Origin of the sequence: Enterobacter sp. 118C5 (assembly GCF_034107645.1) — a bacterium.
GTDB lineage: Bacteria > Pseudomonadota > Gammaproteobacteria > Enterobacterales > Enterobacteriaceae > Enterobacter > Enterobacter nematophilus.
Genome location: NZ_JAWNEU010000008.1, coordinates 13,443 through 33,106, shown reverse-complemented (window position 1 = coordinate 33,106; position 19,664 = coordinate 13,443). Strand labels below are relative to the sequence as shown.

Below are 19,664 nucleotides of genomic sequence, written 5' to 3'. Positions count from 1 at the left end.
AAGCGTCCCTGTCGGCGTATCCGACAGGGAGCATTATGAAGACATTAATGCGCCGGGTGATGAACGGCGTTAAAACCCAGTTTTTTGAGCAACGTCGCAGCCGCTGCGTCGTCGCACATCACATACAGGGAAGACCACTCGCGGCGCTCAACGTAATTCTTACGCAGCTTGTCAAACTCACCCGGGATCCCCGCCACCTTACGCAGCAGCGCATCGTCGCGGCGCACATCATACACCAAATGCACCAGCCTTTTCAGCGTTGCCTGATCGAGCGGGCCATGCAGGGTAATGCGGCCAAATTCAGGCGCGGGGAGTAAAGTATCCAGCGCCACCTGCTGCGGATGGCCGATAAAGGCGCTGTAGGCTTCAAACACCTGCGTCGTGCCGCGCGCTTTACCTTCAAGCGTATAGCCCGCGATATGCGCGGTAGCAACGTCAACCTTGTTCAGCAGCTCAACGTTGAGATCCGGCTCCGGCTCCCAGACGTCCAGCACCACGCTGAGGTCCTGCCCTTCATTCAGACATTTCAGCATCGCGGCATTATCCACCACCGGGCCACGGCAGGCATTTATCAGAATAGTGCCAGCCTTCAGACGGCGAATCAGCGCCTCGTCCGCCAGATGCAGGGACTTATACGGCCCCTCTTTAAACAGCGGCGTGTGGAACGTCAGCACATCGCACTGTTCAACCAGCTCATCCAGCGCGCGGAAATCCCCGTCTTCACCGTTATCTTTGCGCGGCGGATCGCACAGCAGCGTGCGGATCCCTAACGCTTCAAGGCGCTTTTGCAGGCGCCCGCCAACGTTACCCACGCCGACAATCCCCACGGTGCGGTCTTTTAGCGCAAAACCGTCGCGCTCGGCCAGCATCAGCAGCGAGGAGAAAACGTATTCCACGACGGCAATGGCGTTACAGCCCGGCGCGGCGGAAAAACCGATTCCGGCCTGCTTCAGCCACTGATCATCCACATGATCGGTCCCTGCCGTTGCGGTTCCGACAAACTTAATCGCTTTACCGGCAAGCAACGCCTCATTTACTTTGGTCACCGAGCGCACCATCAGCGCGTCTGCGTCATCCAGCTCGTTAACCGGGATCGGACGACCAGGGACAGCCTTAACGTCGCCGAGGCGGCTAAACAGCTCGCGGGCGTAAGGCATATTTTCATCAACGAGGATTTTCACGTCTGAGTACCTGTTTGAGAGGAAGAAAACCTGCCAAGTGTGCCATAATCTGGCCGCCAGGCATATACGTATGCCGGGTTTACGCTGAGTTTTGACTTTAAGGATTTTTGACGATGCAGCCCATTTCAGGTACGCCGCCACGCCCTCCGGGTGAAGGCCCCGTCACGCCAAACGTTGCCGGTGAACAGCCGCTATCCACGCAACAGCGCACCGTGCTGGAGCGACTGATCACGCGCCTGATAGCGCTGACTTCGCAGCAAAACGCGGAAGTCTGGGCCGGGGTAAAGCATGATTTAGGCGTGAGGAACGACGCACCGCTGCAGTCGCGCCATTTCCCTGCCGCCGAGCAAAATCTCAACCAGCGTATTACAACCGCGCAGCAGAACCACACCACGCGCCAGATTGTCACGCAGCTGACCGAGCTGCTGGGCCAGGGAAATAACCGTCAGGCAGTCAGTGACTTTATCCGTCAGCAGTATGGCCAGACCGCCCTGAGCCAGCTGACGCCAGACCAGCTTAAAACCGTGCTGACGCTGTTGCAGAACAATCAGTTATCTATTCCTCAGCCTCAGGTACGCCCGTCAACCGAGCGCCCGCTGCAGCCTGCCGAGCACAACACGCTGAACCAGATGGTGACCAAACTGGCCGCCGCCACCGGCGAGTCGACAAAGCTTATCTGGCAATCCATGCTCGAACTGTCCGGCGTGAAGGCGGGAGAGCTGATTCCGGCCAAACAGTTTACCCATCTGGTGACCTGGCTGCAGGCGCGCCAGACGCTCAGCACCCAGAGCGCCCCTACCCTGCATACCGTTCAGGCGGCGCTTAAACAGCCGCTGGAGCCGCACGAGTTCGAGGTGATTCGGGATTACGCCCAGCAGAACTGGCAGGCCACGCCGCAAACGGTGCTGACCACCGCGCAGGTGCAGGATCTTCTCAATCAGATCTTCGTTCGCCGCGCCGAGCGAGAAGGCGGCGTGCCGGAGGTAAGAAACGTTCAGCCGATATACAGCCCGCTGTTTGCGCCCGTTGTAGAGACGTTCAGAACGCTCTCTGCCCGTCCGGGATTGATGTTTATTGCGCTACTGATTGCACTGGCGATTTTCTGGCTGGTTGCCTGACGTTTTGCCCGGTGGCGCTCCGCTTACCGGGCCTACAACGGCTCAAGTCCTGCGAAACGCCACCAGCGTCACCACGATCCCCACCACCGCGGAAACCGCGCCGGCCAGGAAGACGGACGGGTAGCCAAACGAGGTGGCCAACAGCCCCGCCAGCGGCCCGGTTACCCCGTATGAGATATCCTGAAATGCCGCATAGCCGCCCAGCGCCGTACCGCGCACCTGCGGCGCCACGCGCTTCACCACCTCAACGCCCAGCGCCGGGAAGATCAGCGAACACCCGCAGCCGGTGAGCGCGGCGCCAAGCAGCGCCACGGAGGCGACCGGCGCCTGCCAGAGCAGCACCAGCCCAATGGTTTCGATCACCAGCGACGCCACCGCCACCTTCACGCCGCCAAAGCGATCCGGCATCCAGCCGAACAGGACACGCATCAGGACAAACGCGCCGCCAAAGGCCGTCAGCGTAAAGCCCGCCATCGCCCAGCCGCGGCTCATGAAATAGAGGGAGACGAAGGTGCCAATCACCGCAAACCCCACGCCCTGAAGCGCCAGCCCGAGCCCCGGCTGCCAGATTTGCCCCACCACGCTCCACAGCGAAGGACGATCGCCTTTGTGCGCGGGCACTTTACGCACTGAACCGTTAAACGCCCACGCCAGCAGCGGCAGCACCATGGTGGTACCCGCCAGCGCCGCAAATCCAAACTGGCTGTGGATCAGCAAACCCAGCGGCGCGCCTGCGGCCAGTGCGCCATAAATGGCCATCCCGTTCCAGGACATGACTTTGCCGGAGCGCGCAGGCCCCACCAGCCCCATCCCCCAGGTCAGGGTGCCGGTCAGCAGCTGGCTTTCACCGAAGCCAAGGATTAAACGGCCCACCACCAGCAGCGCAAATTTATACGCGGCGTCGACCGGCAGGAGAGCGGCCAGCAGCCACGCGCCGCCCGCCAGCCCGCAGGCAAACATGCCCTGTAAGGCCGAGCGTTTTGCACCGTGCTGATCCGCCAGCCGTCCGGCGTAGCCGCGGGTTAACACCGTGGCTAAAAACTGAATGCCCACGGCAATGCCGACCATGGTGTTGCCATAGCCGAGTTCCTGATGAACGAACAGCGGGATCACCGGCAGCGGCAGGCCAACGGTCATGTAGGTCAGGAATACCGCAAAGGCGATGCGGAAAAGAGAAAGGTTCCCGGAAGGAGTGCCCTTCTCGGGGGTAACAGCCTTCATGCATAACTCCGTGTTCAGGCATAAAAAAAGGGAGCCTTCCGGCTCCCTTCTATTATACATTCAAACGCTTATGCTTTCAGCTTGCGCATAACCAGCGTGGCGTTGGTGCCGCCGAAGCCGAAGCTGTTGGACATGACGGTGGTCAGCGTCGCTTCCGTTGGTTTGGTCACGATGTTCAGGCCAGCCGCCTGCTCGTCCATCTCTTCGATGTTGATGCTTGGGGCGATAAAGCCGTTTTCCAGCATCAGCAGTGAGTAAATCGCTTCCTGCACGCCCGCCGCGCCCAGAGAGTGGCCGGTCATGGCTTTGGTTGCAGAGATTGCCGGGCTGTTGTCGCCGAACACTTCACGGATCGCGCCCAGCTCTTTCACGTCGCCTACCGGAGTAGAGGTACCGTGGGAGTTCAGGTAGTCGATTGGGGTATCAACGCCGTGCATCGCCATCTTCATGCAGCGCACCGCGCCTTCGCCGGACGGTGCAACCATGTCGGCGCCGTCGGACGTCGCGCCGTAGCCCACGATCTCAGCGTAAATGTGCGCGCCGCGCGCCAGCGCGTGCTCCAGCTCTTCTACCACAACCATACCGCCGCCGCCCGCGATGACGAAACCGTCACGGTGCGCGTCATAGGTACGGGAGGCTTTGTCTGGAGTTTCGTTGTACTTGGTGGACAGTGCGCCCATCGCGTCGAACTCACAGGCCATTTCCCAGCCCAGCTCTTCGCCGCCGCCAGCAAATACGATGTCCTGTTTGCCCAGCTGGATCTGCTCAACCGCGTTGCCGATGCAGTGTGCGGAAGTTGCACACGCGGAGCTAATGGAGTAGTTCACGCCGTGGATTTTGAACGGGGTCGCCAGGCATGCGGAAACCGCAGAACCCATGGCTTTGGTGACCACGTACGGACCTACCGCTTTCAGACCACGCGGGCTGCGCATTGCGTCAGCACCGAATACCTGCGCTTTTGACGAGCCGCCGGAACCGGCAATCAGGCCCACGCGCGGGTTGTTCTGATAAACCTCTTCACTCAGGCCAGAATCTTTGATCGCTTCCTGCATGGAGAGATAAGCATAAATAGAGGCATCGTTCATGAAACGAACCACTTTACGGTCAATCAAACCGGTGGTGTCCAGTTTGACGTTACCCCATACGTGGCTACGCATACCTGAATCTTTAAACTCTTCAGAGAAAGTGATCCCGGAGCGTCCTTCACGCAGAGATGCCAGGACTTCCTGCTGGTTATTACCGATGCTGGAAACAATGCCCAGGCCAGTAATCACTGCACGTTTCATTCAATACCTCTGTAAGTCGCACTATAAAAAGTTTCGAGTCGCACAATAGCGTACACTTGTACGCCGAACAAGTCCGATCAGACATTTTCTGCGGAAATTTGCACCGATGGACTCACATCGTTAAGATCGTGCCACTGCCTGTCAGACGAGTAACTTACGTGAAACAAAACGCTATACAACCCGCCAACCTCGAATTTAACGCTGAGGGTACACCTGTTTCCCGAGATTTTGATGACGTCTATTTTTCTAATGATAACGGACTCGAAGAAACCCGCTATGTTTTCCTCGACGGAAACCAGCTCAGCGCCCGCTTCCCGACGCACCCGCGGAGCCTGTTTGTGGTCGCGGAAAGCGGATTCGGCACCGGGCTGAATTTTTTAACCCTCTGGCAGGCGTTTGACCAGTTTCACGCTGCGCACCCTGAGGCTACGCTACAAAGATTACATTTCATCAGTTTCGAAAAATTCCCGCTCACCGCGCACGATCTGCGGCTCGCCCACCAGCGCTGGCCGGAGCTTGCAGTCTGGGCGGAGCAGCTTCAGGCGCAGTGGCCGCCGCATATCGGCGGCTGTCACCGTCTGATTATGGACGGCGGACGGGTGACGCTGGATTTATGGCTGGGCGACATTAACGATCTGACCGATACGCTCGACGACTCGATGAACCAGACGGTGGACGCGTGGTTCCTGGACGGCTTTGCGCCCGCCAAGAACCCGGATATGTGGAGCCCGCATCTGTTTAGCGCGATGGCGCGGCTGGCGCGTCCCGGCGCAACGCTCGCCACCTTTACCTCAGCCGGCTTTGTTCGCCGCGGCCTGCAGGACGCGGGCTTCACCATGCAGAAGACTAAAGGCTTTGGCCGCAAGCGCGACATGCTGGTCGGCACGATGGATCGGACGCTGGACATTCCCGCTCGGGCTCCCTGGTTTGCGCGCAGCGCCAGCGCATCGCGCGAAGTGGCGATTGTTGGCGGAGGGATCGCCAGCGCCCTGCTCTCTCTCGCGCTGCTGCACCGGGGCTGGCAGGTGACGCTCTACTGCGCTGACGAGGCGCCGGCCAGCGGCGCGTCCGGCAACCGCCAGGGCGCGCTTTACCCGCTTTTAAGCGCGCACGATCCGGCCCTGTTCCAGTTTTTCCCCGCGGCCTTTACCTTCGCCCGTCGCCTGTACGACGCGCTGCCGGTGGCATTCGACCACGACTGGTGCGGCGTGACGCAGCTCGGCTGGGATGAAAAGAGCCAGCAAAAAATCGCGCAGATGCTGTCGCTGGGTCTGCCGGAGGAGATTGCCCGCGCGGTCAGCGCGCAGGAGGTGGCAGACGCCGCTGGCGTGGAAACCGGCTGTGGCGGCATTCAGTATCCGCTCGGCGGCTGGCTGTGCCCGGCTGAACTGACCGCGGCGGCGATTAGCATGGCGCAGTCACGCGGTCTGACCGTGCATTATGCCCATAAAGTTGAATCGCTCAGCCGGTCAGAACGGTGGACTCTGCGTTTTGCTGATGGCAAAGCGGCGCAGCATGCCAGCGTTGTGCTGGCAAACGGGCACAACATCAGCCAGTTTATCCAGACAGAGACGTTGCCGGTTTATCCGGTCGGCGGCCAGGTAAGCCATATCCCGACCGCACCCGAACTGAGCAAGCTGCATCAGGTGCTGTGCTATGACGGCTATCTGACGCCGCAAAATCCGTCTAATGCTCATCACTGCATCGGCGCCAGCTACCATCGTGGCGAAGCGGATATGCGCTACAGCGAAGCGGATCAGCAGCAAAACCGCCAGCGCCTTATTGACTGTTTCCCGAATGCGGCGTGGGCGAAAGAGGTTGACGTCAGCGAGGGCGAAGCGCGCTGCGGCGTACGCTGTGCGACCCGCGATCATCTGCCGATGGCGGGAAACGTGCCGGACTATGAGGTAACGCTTGAGGCCTATCAGGATCTGGCAGAAAACCGGGATGCGGCGGTGAGTGCTCCCGTTTATCCGGAACTGTTCATGCTGGGCGGATTAGGATCGCGAGGATTGTGCTCCGCGCCGCTGCTGGCTGAAACGTTAGCCGCGCAAATGAGCAACGAGCCCGTTCCGCTGGACAGAACCACGCTTGCGGGGCTGAACCCGAATCGACTGTGGGTACGGAAACTGCTGAAGGGGAAAAGGGTTAAGTAGGGTGCGGTCGAATCCCCTCACCCTCACCCTGACCCTCTCCCCAAAGGGGAGAGGGAAGAGAAGGCAGCTTAGCGTTTAGCCTGCTGGAACAAATTGTCCCACATGCCCAGCACTAAAGACTGGTCGCGCGGAGAGAGCTCCCCGGCCAGAATGGCTTTTTCCAGGCTGCGAGTGACTTCAGCGTGAACGGCGTCGGCAGAGTGATCGTCTCCTGCTTCCAGCTCGGCTACCGCCAGCGTCAGGTGACCACGCAGATAACCGCTGGCGAACAGCTCATCATCACTGGCGTGTTCCACCATGTCATCAATTAACGCCAGAATGCGTGATTCAAATTCTGCGATCATCTTCTTTCCTCTGTTAAAGATCTTCCGGCCAAGGGAAGCATTCCGCCGTGATCTCCGGCGTGTGGTAATAATTCTGTAAAGCCCCGATCAGGCGCGCCGGACGTTCCGGGATGCCTTTCTCAAGATACTCCATCACCTGCGCATGAACGCGGCGCTGGAAGACGATACGGTCTGGCTCGAAGTCGCCTTCAAGGTTGTCACAGCTCACGTTGAACGGGAAACCCGCCGCCACGCAGAACAGCCATTCCAGCGCCTGCGGCTTCACTTCCACGTCTTCAAACTGGCCCTGCGTGGCGGCGTCACGCCCGTCCGGACAGTACCAGTAACCGAAGTCCACCAGCTCGCGCCGTGCTTTCCCCGCAATGCACCAGTGCGAAATTTCGTGCAAACCGCTGGCGTAAAAGCCGTGGGCAAAGACGATGCGGTTATACGGAACCTCTGCATCAGCAGGAAGATAGATCGGTTCGTCGTCGCCTTTAATCAGACGGGTATTAAAATCATCAGCAAAACAGCCGTCAAAGATTTCAATCAGCTGTTCGTATTTATGCGTACTGTTCATTAGTTCATCCCCAACCAGGTGAGGATCTCCTGTCCATGGCTGTCATAAAGAAGTTTGGCGCTCATCACCGCCGAGACGATAACAATCATCGGGCGGATCAGCTTTTGTCCTTTGCTTAATACCAGACGCGAGCCCGCACGCGCGCCCAAAAACTGCCCTGCCATCATCACAAAACCGGTTGCCCAGATAACCTTGCCGCCAATGATAAACAGCAGCAGGCCGCCGAGGTTCGAGGTCGCATTCAGCACTTTGGCGTGGGCGGTGGATTTGGCGAGGTTAAACCCGGCCAGCGTTACGAACGCCAGCGCGTAAAACGAGCCTGCGCCCGGGCCGAAGAAACCGTCGTAAAAACCGACGCAGCCACCGGCAATCAGCGCAAACGGCAGGCCGTGCAGACGACGCTGGCGGTCTTCCTCACCGAGCTTCGGCATCAGTAAAAAATACAGGCCAATGCAGATAACCAGAATCGGCAGGATCTGGCGCAAAATATCGGACTGCACGTGCTGCACCAGCAGCGCGCCCGACGTGGAGCCGATAAAGGTCATCAGGATATTGAGCTTCTGATCGGCCAGGCTCACCACCTTACGGCGGATAAAATAGAGCGACGCGGAGAGCGAGCCGCCGCAGGCCTGAAGCTTGTTGGTGGCAAGCGCCTGCGCCGGGCTCATGCCTGCCGCCAGCAGCGCGGGCACGGTCAATAGCCCGCCGCCGCCCGCGAGCGCATCGATAAAACCGGCCAGCATGGCCACAAAGAACAGCACCACCAGCAGCAGCGGTGACACCATAAACAGATCGACGAAATTATCCATTAAAGTACATGCTCATCCAGTAGCGCCTGGCAGGAAGGCGGCAACGGAGGCGGTGTCTTCTTCTCAGGCTTAGAGGTTCCAGGTTTTGCCGGCTCAAACCAGCTTTGCAGTTCGTAACCACAGCCATCGCCTGGCGGAGGTAACGGCTGATCTTCACATTCCAGGCTGTTCGCCGGGCAGCGCAGACGAACGTGCATATGCGCACGATGCTGGAACCACGGGCGCACTTTGCGCAGCCAGTCGCGATCGGTTCCCGCATCCAGACAGAGCTGCTGCTTGATGGCAGGGTTGACGAAAATCCGCGTGACGTCGTTATCTTCTGCCGCCAGCTTGATCATGCTGAAAATCTCCGGTGACCAACGGGAGGCAACGACCCGTTTGCCGTCGCCCGAGACCAGATCCAGCGCCTGCGGTTTCAGCAGCTGCGCAGACGTCCAGCGCGTTTTCGGCAGCTGCAGGAAGATATCGACATCCAGTCCGGTCTGGTGGCTGGCGTGCCCGCCGTTGAAGCGGCCACCGGCAGGCATCCCCATATCGCCAATCAGCATCGTCCCCAGCCCCAGGTTATGCACCTGGTTTCCCAGTCGCTGAATGAACAGCACCAGGTCAGGGTGGCCGAAGTAACGACGCTGGTCGGTACGCATCACCTGGTACGTATCCGATTGCAGCGGCAGCTCCTGCGCGCCCACAATACAGCCGTTAGAGAAGGCGCCGATGGACTGCGCGCTTCCCGCCACCGGATGGGTGATTTTTTGCCACGGCGTGGCGGCCAGACTGGCTCCACTGGCCAGCAGCGCCAGCAGAGCAATTGCGGTTTTTTTCATGTTTACCAGCGTGGAATGGTGGTCGTCACGTCCGCATTCTGCGCGCGCTGGCGCAGGAAGTGATCCATCAGCACGATCGCCAGCATCGCTTCTGCGATCGGCACCGCGCGGATCCCCACACACGGATCGTGACGACCTTTGGTGATCATCTCAACTTCTTCGCCTGAGCGGTTAATCGTGTGGCCCGGCACGGTGATGCTTGAGGTTGGCTTCAGCGCGATGTTGGCAATAATCTGCTGCCCGCTGCTGATACCGCCGAGGATGCCGCCCGCATGGTTGCTCTGGAAGCCCGCTTTCGTGATTTCATCGCGGTTCTGGCTGCCGCGAAGCGCCACCACGTCGAAGCCGTCGCCAATCTCGACGCCCTTCACCGCGTTGATGCTCATCAGCGCGTGGGCGATATCGGCGTCGAGACGGTCAAATACCGGCTCACCCCAGCCAGCCGGGACGCCGTCTGCCACCACGGTAACTTTCGCCCCAATGGAGTCGCCCTCTTTTTTCAGGCCGCGCATCAGCTCGTCCAGCGCTTCCAGCTTGTCCGCATCGGCGCAGAAGAACGGGTTTTGCTCGACCTGATCCCAGTCTTTGATCGCCAGCGGAATGTCGCCCATCTGGGTCAGACAGCCGCGGATAACGATGCCAAATTTCTGCTGCAGATACTTTTTGGCAATCGCGCCAGCGGCCACGCGCATTGCGGTTTCACGCGCGGAAGAGCGTCCGCCGCCGCGATAGTCGCGAAAGCCGTACTTTTGCTCGTAGGTATAGTCAGCGTGGCCCGGACGGAACACGTCCTTGATAGCACCGTAGTCCTGGGAGCGCTGATCGGTGTTTTCAATCAGCAAACCGATGCTGGTCCCGGTGGTGCGGCCTTCAAAGACGCCGGAGAGAATTTTAACCTGGTCCGGCTCGCGACGCTGCGTGGTGTAGCGAGAGGTGCCCGGACGACGGCGGTCGAGGTCGTGCTGTAAATCTGCTTCGGTCAGTTCGATGCCTGGCGGTACGCCATCTACGATACAGCCCAGCGCCAGCCCGTGCGACTCGCCAAAGGTGGTTACGCGGAATAACTGTCCAATACTGTTTCCTGCCATCACGGCTCCGATGTTGTTGTTTGTGTTTGAGCGTTGTGAAACGGGCCGAAGCCCGCTGGATTAATCTTTATAGATGCTGAAGTGTTCGCGCGCGTCGAGCAGCTGCGCTTTGGTCAGCATAAAGACGCCGTCACCGCCGTTGTCGAACTCAAGCCAGGTGAACGGCACATCCGGGTACTGCTCTATCAGATGTACCATGCTGTTGCCCACTTCACAAATCAGAACGCCGTCATCGGTCAGGTAATCCGGCGCGCAGGCCAGAATGCGGCGGGTCAGCTTCAGGCCGTCAGAGCCTGACGCCAGGCCCAGTTCCGGCTCGTGACGATATTCGTTCGGCAGATCGGACATGTCTTCTGCATCGACGTACGGCGGGTTAGTGACGATCAGATCGTACTGCAGCGTCGGCAGGTCGCGGAACAGGTCAGAGCGGATTGGCGTGACGTGATGGATCAGACCGTGCTCTTCGATGTTGTGTTCGGTCACGGCCAGCGCGTCGGTGGAGATATCGACGGCGTCCACTTCCGCGTCCGGGAAGGCGTACGCGCAGGCAATCGCGATGCAGCCGCTGCCGGTGCACATATCCAGAATGTGCTGCGGCTCATGGTTAATCAGGCCTTCAAAGTGGTTGTTGATCAGCTCGCCAATCGGCGAACGCGGTACCAGCACGCGTTCATCGACGTAAAACTCGTGGCCGCAAAACCAGGCTTTGTTGGTCAGATAGGCGACCGGGATACGCTCGTTTACGCGACGGATCACGCGCTCAACGATGCGGTGTTTTTCGCTGGAGGTCAGACGCGCGGTGCGCATGTCTTCCGGAATGTCCAGCGGCAGGTAAAGAGACGGCAGCACCAGTTGAACGGCCTCGTCCCACGGGTTGTCGGTACCGTGACCGTACCAGATATTGGCGGCGCTGAAGCGGCTAACCGACCAGCGCAACATGTCCTGTATGGTATGCAGCTCGTTTACTGCTTCATCGACAAATATTTTATCCACTCTTTCCTCCAGGGCATGCTCGCATAATTTTCGGCGGCTAGTTTGCCATGAAGACGGCGATAAATCAGCAATGACGCGTACCGCTTGAGGTTAAAAAATGCGTTTAGTCGGGTACACTATCGGAAATACGAGATGAGAATGACGAATGAAAAAGAAAACATCGCTCAGCGAGGAGGATCAGGCTCTCTTCCGCCAGCTGATGACCGGGACGCGTAAAATCGCGCAGGACACGATTGTCCACCGCCCGCAGCGTAAAAAAATCAGCGAAGTTCCGGTCAAACGGCTGCTCCAGGAGCAGGCGGATAACAGCCACTATTTTTCAGATGAATTTCAGCCGCTGCTCAATACGCAAGGGGCTGTGAAGTACGTGCGTGAAGACGTCAGCCATTTTGAACTGAAGAAATTACGCCGCGGCGATTATTCGCCGGAGCTGTTTCTCGATCTGCACGGCTTAACGCAGATGCAGGCGAAACAGGAGCTGGGGGCGTTGATTGCCGCCTGTCGCCGCGAACACGTTTTTTGCGCCTGCGTGATGCACGGCCACGGTAAACATATTCTGAAGCAACAGACGCCGCTGTGGCTGGCTCAGCACCCGCACGTGATGGCGTTTCATCAGGCACCGAAAGAGTACGGCGGAGATGCCGCATTGCTGGTGTTGATTGAAGTTGAGGAGTGGCAGCCGCCAGAATTGCCCTGACAGAAGGGCGGGTAATACGTAGTACCCCGCCCTGTCACACGTCACGTCAGATGGCTTTTGCCATCTTCAGGTTGCACGGGCTCATTTGCCAGTTGAAGACCCCTTTGCCGGTTTCGTCGAGAGTGACGTTGGCAATGGCGGAAGTGGTGAACATTGGCGGCGTTTCGCCCGGGCACAGCTCAGATACCAGATAGCCGACCAGCGGCAGGTGGGAAATGACCAGTGCGGAAGCAACACCTTCATTGCACAGCGCCTGAAGGTAAGCGCTGACAAGACCGACATCGCCGCATGGCGTCAGCTCAGGGAGAACGTCCACGCTGGATGGCAGGTTCATACACTCCCCTACCACGTCCAGCGTCTGTTCTGCACGCAGGAACGGACTCACCAGAACGCGTTCAATGTCCACTTTTTGACCTTTAAGCCACGTCGCCATTTGACGGGATTCGTCACAGCCACAGACGGTTAAAGGACGTACTGAGTCACTGGCGGCATCGAGTGCCGCGTCGCCGTGACGCATGATAAAAACTTGCATATTGCACCGCTTTTGTTAACCAGAATCACCGGCGTTAACTACCCGCGATTAATGCTCTGAGGTAGAAAACCCGATGGCCGGGCATTGTGCCTGATCCATTCGGTGAATGAAACGCTGTTTTTTACCTCAATGGCGTAAGTATAGTCAATCTCTGTTTACAAAATCGCCAGAACAGGTTCATTCACCTCAGGATTTACCCTTCTTTGACTTCAGTTTACGAAATCAGTTTCCCTTGCAGGCCAGAATGTCTGGCCCCGCTCCGCCATCTGCAATAATTCGTCACACGGTGTAAACCGCGGACCGTATTGCGAGGCCAGACGTTGCAGAATGGCAACCACTTCACCCGCGCCGAGAGTGTCCATGTAACGGAACGGGCCGCCAAGGAACGGCGGGAAACCAATACCAAATACCGCGCCGATGTCGCCATCGCGCGCGCTTTTGATCACCTGTTCACCAAAGCAGCGCGCCGCTTCATTGAGCATCATCATGACGCAACGTTCAGCGCACTGAACGGCAGACAGTTTTCCCTGACCGGTGGCCGAAATAAGCCCATAAACCGAAGGGTCGACCTGTTTCTTGCTTTTACGCCCTTTCGCGCCGTAAAGATAGAAACCGCGTTCATTTTTTCTGCCTTTGCGATCGTCCTTCAAAATTGCAGAAACAATGTTTGCAGGCGGGGTAAAACGATCGCCATATGCGGCTTCCAGCACAGGTATAATTTTAGTGCCGGTGTCTATTCCCACCTCATCCAAAAGTTGGATTGGGCCGACCGGGAAGCCAAACTTTACGAGCGCCTCGTCGACATGCTCGATTTTCTCCCCTTCCGTCAGCAGCCGCATCGCTTCGTTGATATAGGGTGCCAGAATACGGTTGACGTAGAAGCCAGCCTTGTCCGCGACCACAATCGGGGTTTTACCCTGTTTTTTCGCCAGCTTCACCACGGTGGCGATGGTCTGCGAGCCGGTCGTGGCGTGCGGAATCACCTCCACCAGCGGCATTTTTTCGACAGGACTGAAAAAGTGCAGACCAATGACCTGCTCCGGACGAGCGGCTTTCGCCGCGATATCGCCAATTGGTAAAGACGAGGTGTTTGAGGCGAAAATAGTGTGCGGCGCGCAGTGCTGCTCCACGTCAGCCACCATCTGCTGCTTAAGCGCCAGGTCTTCAAATATGGCTTCAATCACCAGATCCCGGTGCGCAAAACCGCTGTAATCCGTCGTGCCGGAGATCGTCGCCAGGGTTTTATCACGCTCGCTTGCCTTGATATGGCGGCGTTTGACCTTCCGATCAAGGTTCTGCCAGCTGTACTGCAGCGCGTGGTTGATGCCCTTTGCGTTGATGTCTTTGATACGCACGGGCAATTTGCCTTTGCTGGCGGTAACAAACGCGATGCCGCCGCCCATCAGCCCACCGCCCAGCACGCCAACGGCGCGCAGCGGAGCAGACTCTGCCTCGCTGCCCGGGTCTTTTTTCACCTCAGTACTGGCGAAGAAGATGCTGCGCAGCGCCTGCGACTGCGGCGTCATCGCCAGTTCGCCGAAGGCTTTAGCTTCAGCGGCATAGCCGCTGCTGCTTCCCTGCGACAACCCGGTTTCAATCACTTCCAGAATGCGCTTTGCCGCCGGGTAGTTGCCTTTGGTTTTTTGCTCGGTTTTTTTGCCCACCATGTTGAACAGGAGCGCGCGCCCCAGTGGCCCTGCCAGCACGCGCTCGCGCACGGGGAGAGGACGTTTTGTCTGACGTCCCTTCAGCGCCAGTTCAACGGCAGCGTCCAGTAAAATGGTGTGCGGAACGACATCGTCAACCAACCCCACTTTCAGTGCCTGACGGGGGCGAAGCTGCTTGCCGGTTAGGATCATCTCCAGGGCGGTGCTGACCCCCACCAGGCGCGGCAGACGCTGTGTTCCACCCGAGCCTGGCAGCAGGCCTAGCTGCACTTCCGGCAACCCTAAAACGGTTTTCGCATCGTCGGTGCAGATACGGCTGTGACAGGCCAATGCCAGCTCCAGCCCGCCGCCCAGACAGGCACCGTGGATCGCGGCAATAACCGGGACCGGCAAAGCGTTGATTTCAGCCATTACCTGCTGGCCCTGACGCGCCAGGTGTTCTGCTTCCTGAGCGCTTTTCGCTCGGGCGATCATGTTGATATCGGCCCCGGCAATAAAGTTATCCGGCTTGGCCGAGATAAAAACCAGACCACGAATCGCTTTATTTTCGCGGATCTGCTTGAGCATGGCGCGAACCTGAGTGCCGAACTCGGCCTTCAGGGTATTCATCTTTTCATCAGGCACATCAATAGTGATAACCGCGACGTTATCGAGGCGAACCGTCAGATTAAATGCAGATGGCATTTCCATTATTCAGCCTCCAGAACCATTGCTGCGCCAAGGCCGCCCGCCGCGCAGGCGGTGACGAGACCAAACCCGCCGCCGCGGCGGCGTAGCTCGTGTAATGTTTGGGTGATCATACGCGCGCCCGTGGCTGCAAACGGATGGCCGTAGGCGATAGAGCCACCCAGCACGTTGAATTTACTCTGATCCACTTCGCCGGTGGCATGTGCGCGGCCCAGCACGTCGCGCGCAAAACGCTCGCTTGCCAGCAGCTGGACGTTTGCGAGGGTTTGCGCGGCAAAGGCTTCGTGCATATCAATCAGGGTTAAATCCGCCAGCGTCAGCCCCGCGCGATCCAGCGCCAGCGGCGTGGACCACGCCGGACCTAACAGCATGTCCTGCCAGACATCAATGGCGGTGAAGGCATAGCTGCGCAAATAGCCCAGCGGCGTGATGCCCAGCTCTTTGGCACGCGACTCCGTCATCAGGATCACCGCAGCAGCACCATCGGTCAGCGGCGTACTGTTGGCCGCCGTCACGGTGCCGTGCTTGCGGTCAAACGCCGGGCGCAGTTTGGCGTAATCCGCCAGCGTCGAGGTGCCACGAATATTGTTGTCTTCAGTAAGAGGCTCTCGATAGGGAGGCGTGTAGGCGGTCATGACCTCATCGATGAGTTTGCCCTCCGACCAGGCTTTCGCAGCCAGCTGATGCGAGCGATGCGCCAGCGCATCCTGCTGCTCGCGGGTGATACCGTAGGTTTTCGCCATCTGCTCGGCGGTATCGCCCATGCGCAGGCCTGTGGAGTATTCCGCTACGGCAGGCGGCACGGGCATAAGATCGCGCAGGCGTAAACGCGAGAAGAGTTTGAGCTTCGCACCGGTGGTGCGGGCTTTATTGGCATCCACCAGAATACGGGCCAGCTTTTTACTGACCCCAATCGGCAGTACGGAGGAAGAATCGGCGCCGCCTGCGATCCCGGCGCGAATGGTGCCCGCCATCAGACTTTCCGCCACGTTTGCTACCGCCTGGAAGCTGGTCGCGCACGCGCGGCTGACGCTGTAGGCATCGGTATGGACGTTCATGCCGGTACCGAGAACAATTTCCCGCGCAATGTTGGGGGCTTCAGGCATCTGCACCACCTGGCCGAAGACCAGCTGTTCGATGACCTCAGGCGGAATTTCGCTGCGAGCCAGCATCTCACCCACTACCATTTTCCCCAGATCGACAGCCGGTATACCGTGAAACGCCGTCGCCTGACGCGCAAACGGCGTACGCAGACCGCTGACAATGGCAATGCGGTCACCTTGTCGGGTGATTAGCGGTAATGCCTGACTCATAACCTTCCCCTGTGAAAAAATTTTACATGAACATAAAGTGGTCTGACCTGATAACAGTCTTAACCATTTTTTTACATTCAGCCAATCAGGGAAGCATAAAAATGCGAGGTAAAACACAGAGAAGAAAAAGAAAATGCCGAGGATAAAAGCAAAACGGTAACCCGTAGGTTACCGTTTTTAGTGCTTGCGCCCTCTCACGTGGGAGAGGGTTGGGATGAGGGCACCAGACTGCAGGAATTAACGCAGACCCAGCTGGAAAATCAGCGTTTCAGCTTCGCAGGCAAACACAAAGTCGATATCCAGCTTCACGCCACCGTCCACTTCCGTGAAGGTAGATTTGATTTCACAGGGATCGGACTCCACATCACGCGCGCGCTTGCTCAGCGCGGCCAGCGTCTCTTCGGCTTCGGCGCGGTTGGTGAACACACGGCTGTAAGACGCGGTGCAATCGGTGTTGTCCATGATGGTGCCAACATCCATACAGCAGCAAACCGGGGTTTCATCAGCACTGCATTTACTCATAGCTCAATTTCCTCTGTATTCGCGCAGCGCGCGAGATAAACACGATGCTGATATTTTACGCCCCAGCGCTGGCTCTCTCCAGCCGTTAATGGCGCAAAATCGGATAAGTGACCGATATCACACTAAAAAATGATCTAAAACAAAAACCACCCTTTTGAGTGAGCCGCGATGGTCACAATTTTGCCAACCAGATCTCGTTTCAAGAAACATGTTTGAAAATATTAATAAACAAACTTGCAACATTCAGGCTGGTCGGACCTATACTCTGGCCACTGGTCTGATTTGTCTGTCATACCTCAGACCCTACACTTCGCGCTCCTGTTACGGTATGTAACAATTATTGAATAAAAATAACTCAATGAGGTTATGGTCATGAGCCAGAAAACCCTGTTCAACAAGACTGCGCTGGCAGTCGCAGTGGCAATCGTCTCTACTTCCGCCTGGTCAGCGGGCTTTCAGCTAAACGAATTTTCTTCCTCTGGCCTTGGCCGTGCGTATTCAGGGGAAGGTGCAATCGCTGATGATGCTGGTAACGCAAGCCGTAACCCTGCATTAATCATGATGTTCGATCGCCCGACCTTCTCTGCTGGTGCGGTGTATATCGATCCTGATGTCAACATTTCCGGCACGTCACCTTCTGGTGCGAGCCTGAAAGCAGATAACATTGCGCCAACGGCGTGGGTACCTAACCTGCACTTCGTTGCACCAATCAATGAACAGTTTGGCTGGGGCGCATCCGTCACGTCTAACTATGGCCTTGCTACCGAGTTCAACAACAACTACCCGGCAGGCGAATACGGCGGTAAAACAGACCTGACAACGCTGAACCTGAACCTGAGCGGTGCTTACCGTCTGAACGACAGCTGGAGCTTCGGCCTGGGCTTTGATGCCGTCTACGCTGATGCAAAAATTGAGCGTTACTCCGGTGAACAAACGGCTCGCCTGCCGAAAAACAGCAACAAAATTGCCAGCCTGAAGGGCGATGAGTGGGGCTATGGCTGGAACGCCGGTATCCTGTACGAGCTGGACAAAAACAACCGCTGGGGCCTGACCTATCGTTCCGAAGTGAAAATTGACTTCGACGGCGATTACAAGAGCGGCATCCTGACGCCGGTCAACAACCTGGTTCCAGGCGCGGGCACTACTATCCCGTGGGGGACTTCCGGTCAAACTGTCCCTGGTTCACTGTCGCTGCATCTGCCTGAAATGTGGGAAGTCTCCGGTTACAACCGCGTTGCGCCACAGTGGGCTATTCACTATAGCCTGGCCTATACCAGCTGGAGCCAGTTCCAGGAGCTGAAAGCGACCGGCACCAACGGTCAAACGCTGTTCTATAAGGACGAGAGCTTCCACGACGCCTATCGCATTGCGTTGGGTACCACCTATTATATGGATGACAACTGGACGTTCCGTACCGGTATCGCATTCGATGACAGCCCGGTACCGGCTGATAAGCGCTCCATTTCCATTCCGGATCAGGACCGCTTCTGGGTGAGTGCTGGCGCAACCTACGCGTTCAACGAGAATGCTTCTGTCGATGCGGGCGTTTCTTATATGCATGGTCAGAAAGTGACCTTCAAGGAAGGCCCGTACGAGTTTACTTCTGAAGGTAAAGCCTGGCTGTTCGGTACTAACTTCAACTACGCGTTCTAATCGCGCAGGGATCAAAAAAAGGTGAGCGTTGCTCACCTTTTTTATTTATTCCGAATCAATATCTTTGAGTTCGTTTTCAATAGCCTTCGCGTTTGGATTATCTTCCGGCTTCAGCTTGCCGCCGTTGGCGATAAAGTCATGATTCTGGAAGTACGCTTCACGCACCATAATGTACGGATCGGACGACTGGCGCAGCAGGCCGTCTGAATCAAGCAGTTGCGCGCGGGTTTCAATCCCCTCCACCGTCCATTTACCAATCGACAGCGGCCAGGTCAGCCACGACAAAACCGGATACAGCGTATCCACCATATCGCCGCCATCATCACGAACGGTGAAGCTGCCATAGAACGGCAGATGAACGTAAGGGCCGTAACCGACGCCATAATGCCCCAGCGTACTGCCGAAACGGTGCGGCTGTTCACGCTGCAGTTTCGGGTTTGCCATACCTGCGACATCGATAAAGCCACCCATCCCCAGCAGGGAGTTCAGGAAGAAGCGCGTAAAGTGCACCATCCCCTGATACGGATCGCCCTGCAGGAAATAGTTGACCATCACCGCAGGCTCTTCCAGGTTACTGGTAAAATTGCTTAACCCGTTACGCGCGGGCTGTGGAACGTAATCGCGCCATGCTACTGCCACCGGGCGAACCACGTACGGGTCCAGCACGTTGTAGTTAAAGCTATACATAGAACGGTTAAATCCTTCGAGAGGATCGGAGCGTCCCGTTTGCTCCCCGGAGCTGGCGCAGCCCACAAGCATCGTCGCGCCCAGCGCAAGCGCCGACAGCCGAAGTTTCATAAATATCTCCCTGTGCAGTATGGCTATCGTTGATTGCCATCCGTAACGGAGCATCTGGCGCTCCGTCTGAAAACGTGCAAGTGATTGTAACAGCACGTTTACCGATGTCTATGAGTACAATTACGGGCAGTAATCACCGTGACTCTGATCTCAGCATAGCCGGACTTTTGGAATTCGTTTCGCTGGCAATTTTATAATGTCTTTGAACGAGATGTA

18 protein-coding genes are annotated in these 19,664 nt (G+C 57.6%); 4 read left to right on the top strand and 14 right to left on the bottom strand.

Annotation, left to right across the window (positions count from 1 at the left end; translation table 11 throughout):
* Positions 1 to 44: 44 nt before the first annotated feature.
* A complete protein-coding gene (gene pdxB, locus UTO39_RS14745; protein WP_320727480.1) occupies positions 45 to 1,181 on the bottom strand; it encodes a 4-phosphoerythronate dehydrogenase PdxB in 1,137 nt (378 codons plus the stop codon).
* A gap of 113 nt (positions 1,182 to 1,294) precedes the next feature.
* Between pdxB and flk the strand changes: the two genes are divergently transcribed.
* Positions 1,295 to 2,299, top strand: coding sequence for a flagella biosynthesis regulator Flk (flk, locus tag UTO39_RS14740; protein ID WP_253542870.1), 1,005 nt, complete (start codon positions 1,295 to 1,297; stop codon positions 2,297 to 2,299).
* 42 nt (positions 2,300 to 2,341) lie between these two features.
* Here the strand turns inward: flk and UTO39_RS14735 are convergent, their stop codons facing one another.
* Together UTO39_RS14735 and fabB are read right to left on the bottom strand one after the other, a co-directional pair.
* Positions 2,342 to 3,520, bottom strand: a complete 1,179-nt coding sequence (locus tag UTO39_RS14735) for an MFS transporter (protein WP_320727479.1) — start codon at positions 3,518 to 3,520, stop codon at positions 2,342 to 2,344.
* Positions 3,521 to 3,588: 68 nt separating this feature from the next.
* Positions 3,589 to 4,806 carry a beta-ketoacyl-ACP synthase I gene (fabB, locus tag UTO39_RS14730; RefSeq protein WP_014832795.1) on the bottom strand — a complete coding sequence of 406 codons (1,218 nt, stop codon included), beginning with the start codon at positions 4,804 to 4,806 and terminating at the stop codon, positions 3,589 to 3,591.
* Between the two features lie 158 nt (positions 4,807 to 4,964).
* Between fabB and mnmC the strand changes: the two genes are divergently transcribed.
* On the top strand, positions 4,965 to 6,962 hold the full coding sequence (mnmC, locus tag UTO39_RS14725) for a bifunctional tRNA (5-methylaminomethyl-2-thiouridine)(34)-methyltransferase MnmD/FAD-dependent 5-carboxymethylaminomethyl-2-thiouridine(34) oxidoreductase MnmC (protein WP_320727478.1): 1,998 nt from the start codon (positions 4,965 to 4,967) through the stop codon (positions 6,960 to 6,962).
* A gap of 68 nt (positions 6,963 to 7,030) precedes the next feature.
* Here mnmC and UTO39_RS14720 read toward each other — a convergent pair whose 3' ends face one another.
* The 6 genes from UTO39_RS14720 to prmB are packed head-to-tail and all read right to left on the bottom strand — an operon-like array spanning position 7,031 to position 11,579.
* Positions 7,031 to 7,306 (bottom strand): YfcL family protein, encoded by a 276-nt coding sequence (locus UTO39_RS14720; RefSeq protein WP_028013966.1) that lies wholly within the window; start codon positions 7,304 to 7,306, stop codon positions 7,031 to 7,033.
* Positions 7,307 to 7,319: 13 nt separating this feature from the next.
* On the bottom strand, positions 7,320 to 7,865 hold the full coding sequence (locus UTO39_RS14715; RefSeq protein ID WP_061097514.1) for an elongation factor P hydroxylase: 546 nt from the start codon (positions 7,863 to 7,865) through the stop codon (positions 7,320 to 7,322).
* Positions 7,865 to 8,674, bottom strand: a complete 810-nt coding sequence (locus UTO39_RS14710; protein ID WP_061097513.1) for a sulfite exporter TauE/SafE family protein — start codon at positions 8,672 to 8,674, stop codon at positions 7,865 to 7,867. The genes UTO39_RS14715 and UTO39_RS14710 overlap by 1 nt, the downstream gene beginning before the upstream one ends.
* Complete coding sequence (gene mepA, locus UTO39_RS14705; protein ID WP_266178671.1) at positions 8,674 to 9,498, bottom strand: penicillin-insensitive murein endopeptidase; 825 nt, start codon at positions 9,496 to 9,498, stop codon at positions 8,674 to 8,676. The genes UTO39_RS14710 and mepA overlap by 1 nt, the downstream gene beginning before the upstream one ends.
* 2 nt (positions 9,499 to 9,500) lie before the next feature.
* Entirely contained in the window at positions 9,501 to 10,586 is a 1,086-nt protein-coding gene (gene aroC, locus UTO39_RS14700) for a chorismate synthase (RefSeq protein WP_116338504.1), read from the bottom strand.
* A gap of 60 nt (positions 10,587 to 10,646) precedes the next feature.
* Positions 10,647 to 11,579, bottom strand: coding sequence for a 50S ribosomal protein L3 N(5)-glutamine methyltransferase (prmB, locus tag UTO39_RS14695; protein ID WP_061097510.1), 933 nt, complete (start codon positions 11,577 to 11,579; stop codon positions 10,647 to 10,649).
* A 145-nt stretch (positions 11,580 to 11,724) separates the two neighbouring features.
* Between prmB and smrB the strand changes: the two genes are divergently transcribed.
* Positions 11,725 to 12,276, top strand: coding sequence for an endonuclease SmrB (smrB, locus tag UTO39_RS14690; protein ID WP_008502613.1), 552 nt, complete (start codon positions 11,725 to 11,727; stop codon positions 12,274 to 12,276).
* 46 nt (positions 12,277 to 12,322) lie between these two features.
* On the opposite strand, the gene sixA is transcribed toward smrB, so the two are convergent.
* From sixA to UTO39_RS14670, 4 genes are all read right to left on the bottom strand, one after another.
* Complete coding sequence (gene sixA, locus UTO39_RS14685) at positions 12,323 to 12,808, bottom strand: phosphohistidine phosphatase SixA (RefSeq protein ID WP_003861375.1); 486 nt, start codon at positions 12,806 to 12,808, stop codon at positions 12,323 to 12,325.
* A gap of 209 nt (positions 12,809 to 13,017) precedes the next feature.
* Positions 13,018 to 15,165 carry a fatty acid oxidation complex subunit alpha FadJ gene (gene fadJ / locus UTO39_RS14680; RefSeq protein WP_320727477.1) on the bottom strand — a complete coding sequence of 716 codons (2,148 nt, stop codon included), beginning with the start codon at positions 15,163 to 15,165 and terminating at the stop codon, positions 13,018 to 13,020.
* Complete coding sequence (fadI, locus tag UTO39_RS14675) at positions 15,165 to 16,475, bottom strand: acetyl-CoA C-acyltransferase FadI (RefSeq protein WP_061097508.1); 1,311 nt, start codon at positions 16,473 to 16,475, stop codon at positions 15,165 to 15,167. The genes fadJ and fadI overlap by 1 nt, the downstream gene beginning before the upstream one ends.
* Positions 16,476 to 16,712: 237 nt before the next feature.
* A complete protein-coding gene (locus tag UTO39_RS14670) occupies positions 16,713 to 16,997 on the bottom strand; it encodes a YfcZ/YiiS family protein (protein WP_028013973.1) in 285 nt (94 codons plus the stop codon).
* A 372-nt stretch (positions 16,998 to 17,369) separates the two neighbouring features.
* Here UTO39_RS14670 and fadL point away from each other — a divergent pair, with 372 nt between their 5' ends.
* Positions 17,370 to 18,650, top strand: a complete 1,281-nt coding sequence (gene fadL / locus UTO39_RS14665; protein WP_061097506.1) for a long-chain fatty acid transporter FadL — start codon at positions 17,370 to 17,372, stop codon at positions 18,648 to 18,650.
* Positions 18,651 to 18,695: 45 nt separating this feature from the next.
* Here the strand turns inward: fadL and mlaA are convergent, their stop codons facing one another.
* The gene (gene mlaA / locus UTO39_RS14660) at positions 18,696 to 19,448 is read right to left on the bottom strand and encodes a phospholipid-binding lipoprotein MlaA (protein WP_061097503.1); all 753 of its coding nucleotides are present in this window, start codon (positions 19,446 to 19,448) and stop codon (positions 18,696 to 18,698) included.
* Positions 19,449 to 19,664 lie beyond the last annotated feature (216 nt).